The sequence below is a fragment of the Nocardioides sp. AE5 genome (genome assembly GCF_031844485.1).
Lineage (GTDB): Bacteria > Actinomycetota > Actinomycetes > Propionibacteriales > Nocardioidaceae > Nocardioides.
The window spans coordinates 59,001-68,561 of record NZ_JAUZVI010000015.1; the positions used below are offsets into that span (position 1 = coordinate 59,001).

Here is a 9,561-nt window from a genome sequence, read left to right on the forward strand (position 1 = left end):
CCCCTAAGCTTCGATGCAGCGAAGGAGGATGGGTGTCCAAGAGGAAGATCAACGTCGTCGGCGCAGTGATCGTTCGCGACGGCACCGTGCTGTGTGCACAGCGAGGCGACGGCGGGAGCCTGGCCGGGATGTGGGAGTTTCCCGGCGGCAAGATCGAGGCAGACGAAACGCCCCGACAAGCCCTGGAGCGGGAGATCCGCGAGGAGTTGCTGTGCCAGATCGAGGTCGGCGACGAGCTGGTCACGACGACACACGAATACAGCTTCGGCATCGTCACGCTGACGACATTCTATTGCACTCTGCTTGCCGGCGAAGCCCAACTGACTGAGCACTCGGCGGTGCTCTGGCTGGCACCGGATGAACTCGAAACCCTCGACTGGGCGCCTGCTGACATTCCTGCCGTGCAACGCATCGCATCGGACTTCGCGGCATGAAGGCAGACTTCATCTGGTCCGATGGCCTTGCGCGCGACGTCGAGTTCGGCTACCTGACAGCCACAGCCGATGGTCCCCGGCGGCACCACCCTCAGGTGGTGCTGAACTCACGTGACTTCTCCGTCCTCCGTTCCCTCCGCGAGGAACTGAGTCGCAGTGAGTCCTTCACCTTCTCCGTCGCTTTCGTATCCACGCGGGCGATCGCGCTGCTCAAGCAGGAGTTGGTCGACTTCTCGGGATCGGGACGCATCATCACGTCCGACTATCTGGCCTTCAACTCGCCCCAGGCGTTCGCCGAACTGCTCAACCTGCGCCAGTTGGGCGTTGATGTGCGGGTGCATCGAGCCCGCGCGTTCCACCCCAAGGGATACATCTTCGAGTACCCGGATGGCGTCACGGCCATCGTCGGCAGCTCGAACCTTACGGAGAACGCGCTGGTCCGCAACCACGAGTGGAACCTGAAGGTCTCCGCCTCGGACGAGAGCGATCTTGCCCGTCAGATCCGTCTGCTCGTCCAGCGTGAGGTCGAGGGATCGGAGACCCTCACCCAGGAATGGATCGATCGGTACGCCGCCGATTACACGCCGCCGACACGGCGAGATCGATCCGCCGCCGCGACGGAGCCAGATCTTGGCCCTGGCCTGGAAGCCTTGCCGGCACTACTTGCTGGCCCGGAGCAGTCGCTGCCTGGTACACAAACGCCGCCAGGTGCACGGCAAGCGTCGGATGCGCAACCGCCTCGAACGCGACGCGAGGACGCGCCTGCGCGGGTCCGGATCCTGCCGAATCGGATGCAACGCGATGCCCTGACAGCGCTCGCGCAGGTGCGGCGCGAAGGCCAGCAACGGGCGATCGTGATCTCGGCGACCGGCACAGGGAAGACGATGCTGTCGGCTCTCGATGTGCGGGCAGTCGACCCGAAGCGGATGCTGTTCGTCGTACACCGGGAACAGATTCTCGACCGCACCATCGTGGAGTATCAGAAGGTCCTCGAGGCGCCGCCCTCCGACTTCGGCAAGTTGACCGGAACGACCAAGCAACAGGACCGGCGTTACGCCTTCGCGACCATTCAAACTCTGTCGCGACCCGATCTTCTCGAGACCATCGACCCCGCGGCATTCGACTACGTGATCATCGACGAGGCGCACCGCGCTGGCGCAGAGACCTACCAACGCGTGCTGCAGCACCTGACTCCACGCTTCCTCCTGGGCATGACGGCGACGCCCGAGCGCACAGATGGCTTCAACGTCTTCGAACTCTTCGATTACAACGTGCCGTACGAGATCCGCCTCAACCATGCGTTGGAGGAGGAGATGCTCAGCCCGTTCCATTACTACGGCGTCGCCGAGGTGACGTACGACGATGGAACGACCATCGACGGGGACAGTGACCTAGGCGTCCTGATCACCCCTGAGCGCGTTGCCCACTTGCTCAAAGCGATCGAGATCTATGGCCAGGCCGGCGTTCCGCCGCGTGGGTTGATCTTCTGCAGCCGCAAAGCCGAAGCACGCGAGTTGTCGACCCGCCTCAACGAATCCATGCTGCGCGGACGCACGCTGCGCACCGCCGCGCTGACCGGTGAGGACTCGATCCCCCACCGTGAGGCGATGGTGCGCCGTCTCGAGGCTGGCGAACTCGACTACTTGCTCACGGTCGACGTGTTCAACGAAGGGGTCGACATCCCCTCCATCAACCAGGTGATCATGCTGCGCCAGACCAAGTCGGCGATCGTCTTCGTGCAGCAACTCGGCCGTGGCCTGCGCAAGGCCGCGCAGAAGGAGTACCTCGTCGTCATCGACGTGATCGGGAACTACGTCAACAACTTCATGATCCCGATCGCGCTCTTCGGCGACGACTCCCTCGACAAGGAATCCCTGCGCAAGAACCTGATCGCTGCTGAAGAATCCGGCGTCCTGCCCGGCCTCTCCAGCGTTCGCTTCGACAAGGTCTCGCAATCCCGGATCCTCGCCGCCATCTCGAACACGACTCTCGACAGCATGCAGAATCTCAAGGCAGCCATGGTGGCGATGCACAATCGCGTTGGCGGAGCCCCGGCGTTGTGGGACTTCCTGCGCTTCGAGTCGGTCGATCCTGTGCTCCTCGCAACCAAGCGTGCGAACTACCCCTCGTTGGTGGAGACAACTCTCAAGATCGACGCGGGGTTGACCGTGAGGGAACACAAGGCCCTCGGCCTGCTCTCGCATGAGGTCCTCACAGCCAAGCGTCCTCACGAATTCGCGCTGCTCGATTCCCTGCTCAGTGAAGGCCAACTCGATAGGTCGTCGGCTCTGGAGACCCTTCGCGCTGCCGGCGCGTTGGCAACGGAGCACCTCCTGCAGAGCACCATCGGTACGTTCACGCTGGCCGAGCACGCGGCAGCAGACCAGAATCGTTATGGCTCAGGAGTGGCGCACCAACTTGCCTCCGGCGACGTCGCGCTCACTCCTGAGTTCAAGGCTTCCTACGAAACGAACGTCGACTTCGCCCGAGCGGTCGAGGACCTCCTCAAGACCGGGAAGCAGATCGTTGCCGACAACTACCCGCCCGAGTCGCGCTTCGTCCCTGGCGGCCAGTACTCCCGCAAGGAGGCGTGCCGCATTCTGGGGTGGCCCCGCAAGTGGACCTCGACCATCTACGGATACCGTGTCGACACGCAGACGCGGGTCTGCCCGATCTTCGTCACCCTGCACAAGTCCGACGAGATATCTGCGAGCACGGCGTATGAGGACGAACTGCTGGACCGCTCCACGATGCGTTGGTTCACACGCAGCAAGAGGACCTTGTCGAGCAGCGAGGTGAAGTCGATCGTGGCCAACGAGGTTGACCTGCATGTCTTCGTCAAGAAGGACGACGCAGAAGGCACCGACTTCTACTACCTGGGCCAGGCGACCTCGCACGATGCTGAGCAGACAACCATGCTCAACGACAAGGGCGAGTCGCTCAGTGTCGTGCGCATGCTCCTGCGCTTCACCTCACCGATCGACATGAAGCTGTACGACTACTTCCACCCCACCATCACCGCTGTCACCCCCTAGCCAACGCGCGGTATTGACCACGAGCCTTTGTGCGAAGGCGATGGCAGTTGGCGCAGACGACCTCGCACTTGGTCATCTCTGCCAGGATCTCACCCCACGGCCGCGAGTTCGCGATCATGCTCGACACCCCGAGGACCTTGACGCCGCGGACGTGATCCCAATCCAACCCACGAGCCCATTCGGCCCACCCACAGTCGGCGCAGCCGTTGGCAATCTTGATGACGTCGTTGGCGTCCTGCAGGAGAAGGCGCCGGCTCCACGAGGGCGGAAGGCGCTCGTCAGATCGCCACTTGCATTGCCGTTGCGCCTGGGTCACCAGCCGATGGCAGCGCGCACACCGCGGAACGCACTTGGCGAGTTCGGCACGGATCCGATCTGCCGATGCGCACATCTGCACCATCCGGGACAGGTTGTCGACCTTGATCTCTCCAGCACGGTGATCCGGATCGATCGCGCGAATGTCGTCATAGCCGCAATCAACGCAACCCTGCCCCTTCCATGCATCTACGAACGACTGCAGCCGGGCACGCGCCCGCCGCAGGTCCTCCTGACCCTTGACCTTGCGGCGGGCAGCGGCCGCTTCGAGCGACCGCGATCGATATGCCTCATCAGCCCACCTGCGCTTGTTGTGTCGCGCCGTCTTGGCCTTCTCCCCTGGGGTCTTCCGCTTCTCGGCCATGGCGACACGACAGATCCCAGCCAACCCGCTGAACCTCCGTGACTCCTTGTTGAAGTCACGTGCAGGATGTTCCTCCTGACACCAGGGGCACCAGATGGGTGTGGTTGGGGTCACCTCGGCGGCAGGCGGTCGTCGGCGTCGTTTGTGTGCTGATTCGCCCGGCATCGTTCCTCATCCGTTCCCGACCCAAGAAGTGCGTTGGAAACCTTCTATCCGAACGCACCGACACTTGCCGTCCATCGGAACGCCGAACGGGCCCGACACCCGGAGGTGTCGAGCCCGTTCGAGGGGTTCCACGATCAGCTGCAGCCGGAGGTGCTCCCGCAGCCCTCGCACACGTGGCACGAGCCAGCCGGACGCATCTTGGTGCCGCAGGTGAAGCAGAGCGGGCTGTCCACAGCGGTGCCGGTGATCTGCTCCAGCAGTTCTGCGCTGGTGTGCGCGTTCGCCGGGGCCTCCACGATGGTCGCCTCCACCGGGTCGGCAGCCTTGGTCTCCTCGACCACCGGGTCGGACTTCAGCGACTCGGACTCGCTCACCTGCGCCAGCTCATAGGAGCCGGTCTCCAGGTGGCGCTGGCGTTCCTCGGCGGAGTAGATGCCGAGCGCGGAGCGGTCCTCGAACGACATGTAGTCCAGCGCCAGGCGGCGGAAGATGTAGTCCATGATCGACTGCGACATCCGCACGTCCGGGTCGTCGGTCATGCCGGCCGGCTCGAAGCGCAGGTTGGTGAACTTCGAGACGTAGGTCTCCAGCGGCACGCCGTACTGCAGGCCGATGCTCACCGCGATCGAGAAGGCGTCCATCACGCCGGCCAGGGTCGAGCCCTGCTTGCCGAGCTTGAGGAAGACCTCGCCGAGCTCGCCGTCGTCGTGGGCACCGGAGGTCATGTAGCCCTCGGCACCACCGACGGTGAACGACGTGGTCCGCGAGATCCGCGACTTCGGCAGACGCTTGCGGGTCGGGGCGTAGACGACCTTCTCCACGACCTTCTCGACGACTTCGGCCACGTTGGAGTCGGAGCCCTTGTTCTCGCCCTTGCCCTCGGAGAGCGGCTGGCCCACCTTCGCGTTGTCGCGGTAGATCGCGGTCGCCTTCAGGCCGAGCTTCCAGGACTGGAGGTAGACGTCCTCGACGTCCTCGATGGTGGCGGAAGACGGGAGGTTGACGGTCTTCGAAATTGCCCCGGAGAGGAACGGCTGGGTGGCCGCCATCATCCGCACGTGGCCCATCGGCTTGAGCGAACGGACCCCCATCGCGGTGTCGAAGATCTCGTAGTGCTCGGTGCGCAGGCCCGGCGCGTCCACGACGTGTCCGTTCTCGGCGATGTAGGCCACGATCGCCTCGATCTGCTCCGGCTGGTAGCCGAGCTTCTTCAGCGCCCGCGGGATCGTCTGGTTGACGATCTGCATCGAGCCGCCGCCGACGAGCTTCTTGAACTTCACCAGCGAGAAGTCGGGCTCGATGCCGGTGGTGTCGCAGTCCATCATGAAGCCGATGGTGCCGGTCGGCGCGAGCACGGAGGCCTGCGCGTTGCGGAAGCCGTTGGCCTCACCGATCTCGAGGACCTTCGCCCACTCCTTGGTGGCCAGCTTGTGCACGGCCAGGTCCTCGGTGTGCAGGGTGCGCACCGTGTCGTTGGCGGCCTGGTGCTTGCGCATCACGCGCTTGTGGGCGTCGGCGTTGCGGGCGTAGCCGTTGTAGGGACCGACGATGCCGGCGAGTTCGGCCGAGCGACGGTACGACGTACCGGTCATCAGGCTGGTGATCGCAGCGGCCATCGAGCGGCCACCGTCGGAGTCGTAGCCCAGGCCCATCGCCATCAGCAGGGCGCCGAGGTTGGCATAACCGATGCCGAGCTGGCGGTAGTTGCGGGTGGTCTCGCCGATCGGCTCGGTCGGGAAGTCCGCGAAGCAGATCGAGATGTCCATCGCGGTGATGATCAGCTCGACGGCCTGGGCGAAGAGCTGCGCGTCGAACGTGTCGTCGTCCTTGAGGAACTTGAGCAGGTTCAGCGACGCCAGGTTGCACGAGGAGTTGTCCAGCGACATGTACTCCGAGCACGGGTTGGACGCGGTGATCCGGCCGGTCTCGGGGTTGGTGTGCCAGTCGTTGATCGTGTCGTCGTACTGCAGGCCCGGGTCGGCGCATGCCCACGCGGCCTCGGAGATCTTGCGGAACAGGCTGCGCGCGTCGACGGTCTCGATGACCTCACCGGTGCCACGGGCCCGCAGGCCGAACTCGGTGCCGTCCTCGACCGCACGCATGAACTCGTCGGTGACCCGGACCGAGTTGTTGGCGTTCTGGTATTGCACCGAGGTGATGTCCTTGCCGCCCAGGTCCATGTCGAACCCGGCGTCGCGGAGCGCGCGGATCTTGTCCTCCTCGCGCATCTTGGTCTCCACGAACTCCTCGATGTCGGGGTGGTCCACGTCGAGGACGACCATCTTGGCCGCGCGACGGGTGGCACCGCCGGACTTGATGGTGCCCGCGGAGGCGTCCGCGCCACGCATGAAGGAGACCGGGCCGGACGCCGTACCGCCGGAGGAGAGGAGCTCCTTCGACGAACGGATCCGCGACAGGTTCAGGCCGGCGCCGGAGCCGCCCTTGAAGATGAAGCCCTCTTCCTTGTACCAGTTGAGGATCGAGTCCATCGAGTCGTCGACCGACAGGATGAAGCAGGCGGAGACCTGCTGCGGCGACTGGGTGCCGACGTTGAACCAGACCGGGGAGTTGAACGAGAAGTACTGGTGCACGAGGAGCCAGGTCAGCTCGTGCTCGAAGACCTCGGCGTCCGCCTCGGTGGCGAAGTAGCCGTGCTCCTGGCCGGCGTCGGTGTAGGTCTGCACCACGCGGTCGATCAGCTGCTTGAGGCTCCACTCGCGGGCGTCGGTGCCGACCGCGCCGCGGAAGTACTTGGTGGTGACGATCGTGGAGGCGTTGACGCTCCAGAAGTCCGGGTATTCCACGCCGCGCTGCTCGAAGACGGTCTCGCCGGTCTTCCAGTTCGTCTGTACGACGTCGCGACGCTCCCAATTGATCTCGTCATAGGGGTGGACGCCCTCAGTGCTGAAGACCCGGTTGATCTTCAGTCCCTTGCCCTGAGTGGACTTGCCCTGCCCGGACTGCGCCTGTGCAGACCCGCCGCTGACCGTCTCCGTCATTGCTCCTCTTTCCCGTGCTTCCGGCTTGTTCATCCCTGGTCCCTGCTGGTCGTGCATGTTTCTCGATGTGACTGGTGTTGCTGGTGTTGCGTCACGCTTGGTGACACGAGGTACGGCGCCCGGCACGCAGCTTCCCCACTACGTGCCGGGCGGTCTGTGGTCAGCCCGTGGCGGGCTGGGGAACGGCGACGGCGCGCTCGGCGCGCAGCATCGCGATCTCGGCTTCGAAGTCCTCGACGGACTCGAAGGCGCGGTAGACGCTGGCGAACCTCAGGTAGGCGACCTCGTCCAGCGCCCGCAACGGACGCAGGATGGCCAACCCGACCTCGTGGGCAGGCACCTCGGCCCACCCCTCGGCACGCAGCGTGTCCTCGACCTCCTGGCCCAGGCAGGCCAGTTGGTCGCTGGTCACGGGACGGCCGTTGCACGCCTTGCGTGCCCCGGTGATCGCCTTCTCGCGGCTGAACGGCTCGGTGGCGCCGGAGCGCTTGAGCACCATCAACTGCATCTGCTCGGTGGTCGAGAACCGCTTGCCACACTCCACGCACGCGCGGCGCCGGCGGATCGAACCACCGTCCTCCCCGACCCGGGAGTCCAGGACCTTGGTCTCCGTGCTGCGGCAGAACGGACAGTGCATGGTCAACTCCTTCCTGAGTCGTGGGGTTTGCGCGCACACTGAACAGACCCCCATCGAGGGCCTGATGATGAGCGGGGAAACTGTGGAGAACTGTGCGATTCCTGTGGATCCAGTGATCCTGGCTGTGGACCGAACACCCGGTTCTTGTGAACTAGATGTGGAAAACCACAACGGTGTAACTACTAGATGTAGTGGTAACCGTACGTCGGAACCACAACCGGATGCAAGGCCACCGGAGGGGAAATTGTGGCTCGCTCTTCCGCCGAGACAAAACCGCAGGTCAGGGCCACTTTGGTCCGGCGACTTCGACGATTCGGGCCGCGTGTCGGGGCGTGTCGACTACATTCGATCCGTGGTGCACCCCGGCCAAACCCTGGTCCCCGGCCCCGACTCCGGGCTGTGGCTGCTGGACGCGCAGGCGGTGGACCATGCGACGTACAAACGCTTCGGCCACTGCCTCGACACACAGGAGCGCTCCCGCATCGCGACCCTCACCGCCACGCGGTGGATCCGGGGCCTGGTGATCGCCCGCGGATTCGTCCGCCACGTGCTGGGCGACCTGCTCGACCTCGCCCCCGACGCGGTGGCGATCACCCGTACGCCGTGCACCCACTGCGGCGGACCGCACGGGCTGGCCCAGGCGCCCGGCCTCCACTTCTCCCTCTCCCACGGCCGTGACGACCAGGCCCAGGAGATGCTGCTGCTCGCCGTCGGCACCCAACCGGTCGGTGCCGACATCGCCCACCCGGCGGCGTACGCCGGCGACCTGGCCGCTCGACTGCACCCACGCGACCAGGCCGAGCTCGCAACGTCCCCGGACCGGGCGGAGCACCTGGCGGCCCTGGCCCGGGCCCGTCTCGGGGCGCTGGGAAAGGCGCGCGGCACCGGCCTCACCTGCGGTCCCGCACCGGCGTACGTCGGCACCTCGACCGTGCCCGCGCGCGGGCACGACGGGTGGGTGATCAGCGACGTCGAGGTGCCCGGTCGATGGTGCGCCGCGGTGGCCCGCGCGGTGACCTCCTGACGGCGGTCGAGGTTGGGACGGATCACCAGATCCCTGCCACAATGGGCCCCGTGGCAAAGCAGCGTGGAGGAAAGCGAGCAGGGGCGCGACGCGCTGCCCGACCCAAGCCGCGCTTCAATCCGGTCATTGCCGGCCTGGCGCTGGCGATCACCCTGTGCGTGGTGGCGTGGGGCTACCTGGTCAAGGCCGCGATCGACTTCGGCACCAGCGCCCGCGACGGTGACGGCGGCTGGCTCTTCCTGGGCCTGGCCTGCCTCGGCGCCGCGGCCTGCCTCTTCGTCGGACTGATCCTGGTCGCCAAACTGCTGGCCGCCATCGGCCTGCTCCCCGAGGCGGCCACCGGGCCGGATCCGCGTGCCTCCGCGCGCGAGGCGGACCAGCACCTGCCGCCCGCGCCGCGGCAACCCTCCTCGGCCAGCGAGACGCTGACCCTGCCGCTGCCCAAGCAGCCGGGCACCCCCTCGGGGCGACCGACGGCTGCGCCGCGCTATCAGGGTGGCAAGCGCGCCGCCCGCTGAACGACGTACGACGGGAATGCCCGCCGCCGGGCACGCACCGCGCATATGCACCCGAACGGCCCTCGAACCG

7 protein-coding genes are annotated in these 9,561 nt (G+C 65.8%); 4 read left to right on the forward strand and 3 right to left on the reverse strand.

Going from position 1 to position 9,561, the window contains the following annotated elements; all coding sequences use genetic code 11:
• Nucleotides 1-32 precede the first annotated feature (32 nt).
• Both Q9R27_RS17885 and Q9R27_RS17890 read left to right on the forward strand, forming a co-directional pair.
• Nucleotides 33-434 (forward strand): (deoxy)nucleoside triphosphate pyrophosphohydrolase, encoded by a 402-nt coding sequence (locus Q9R27_RS17885; protein ID WP_311253770.1) that lies wholly within the window; start codon nucleotides 33-35, stop codon nucleotides 432-434.
• Nucleotides 431-3,469, forward strand: coding sequence for a DEAD/DEAH box helicase (locus tag Q9R27_RS17890; protein ID WP_311253771.1), 3,039 nt, complete (start codon nucleotides 431-433; stop codon nucleotides 3,467-3,469). Before Q9R27_RS17885 ends, Q9R27_RS17890 begins: the two co-directional genes overlap by 4 nt.
• Here the strand turns inward: Q9R27_RS17890 and Q9R27_RS17895 are convergent.
• The 3 genes from Q9R27_RS17895 to nrdR form a co-directional block, all read right to left on the reverse strand.
• Nucleotides 3,459-4,148, reverse strand: a complete 690-nt coding sequence (locus Q9R27_RS17895; protein ID WP_311253772.1) for a hypothetical protein — start codon at nucleotides 4,146-4,148, stop codon at nucleotides 3,459-3,461. The genes Q9R27_RS17890 and Q9R27_RS17895 overlap by 11 nt on opposite strands.
• Nucleotides 4,149-4,447: 299 nt before the next feature.
• Nucleotides 4,448-7,312: a vitamin B12-dependent ribonucleotide reductase gene (locus Q9R27_RS17900; protein WP_311253773.1), complete on the reverse strand. Its 2,865-nt coding sequence runs from the start codon at nucleotides 7,310-7,312 to the stop codon at nucleotides 4,448-4,450.
• Nucleotides 7,313-7,472: 160 nt separating this feature from the next.
• A complete protein-coding gene (gene nrdR, locus Q9R27_RS17905) occupies nucleotides 7,473-7,949 on the reverse strand; it encodes a transcriptional regulator NrdR (protein WP_311253774.1) in 477 nt (158 codons plus the stop codon).
• Between the two features lie 352 nt (nucleotides 7,950-8,301).
• Between nrdR and Q9R27_RS17910 the strand changes: the two genes are divergently transcribed.
• Entirely contained in the window at nucleotides 8,302-8,973 is a 672-nt protein-coding gene (locus Q9R27_RS17910; RefSeq protein WP_311253775.1) for a hypothetical protein, read from the forward strand.
• Between the two features lie 50 nt (nucleotides 8,974-9,023).
• A complete protein-coding gene (locus tag Q9R27_RS17915) occupies nucleotides 9,024-9,491 on the forward strand; it encodes a hypothetical protein (RefSeq protein ID WP_311253776.1) in 468 nt (155 codons plus the stop codon).
• Nucleotides 9,492-9,561: the final 70 nt, after the last annotated feature.

Excerpts from the sequence above, each read along its gene's own strand:
- Q9R27_RS17890 (WP_311253771.1), top strand. The coding sequence starts at position 431 with ATGAAGGCAGACTTCATCTGGTCCGATGGCCTTGCGCGCGACGTCGAG.
- Q9R27_RS17895 (WP_311253772.1), bottom strand. The coding sequence starts at position 4,148 with ATGGCCGAGAAGCGGAAGACCCCAGGGGAGAAGGCCAAGACGGCGCGA.
- Q9R27_RS17900 (WP_311253773.1), bottom strand. The coding sequence starts at position 7,312 with ATGACGGAGACGGTCAGCGGCGGGTCTGCACAGGCGCAGTCCGGGCAG.
- nrdR (WP_311253774.1), bottom strand. The coding sequence starts at position 7,949 with ATGCACTGTCCGTTCTGCCGCAGCACGGAGACCAAGGTCCTGGACTCC.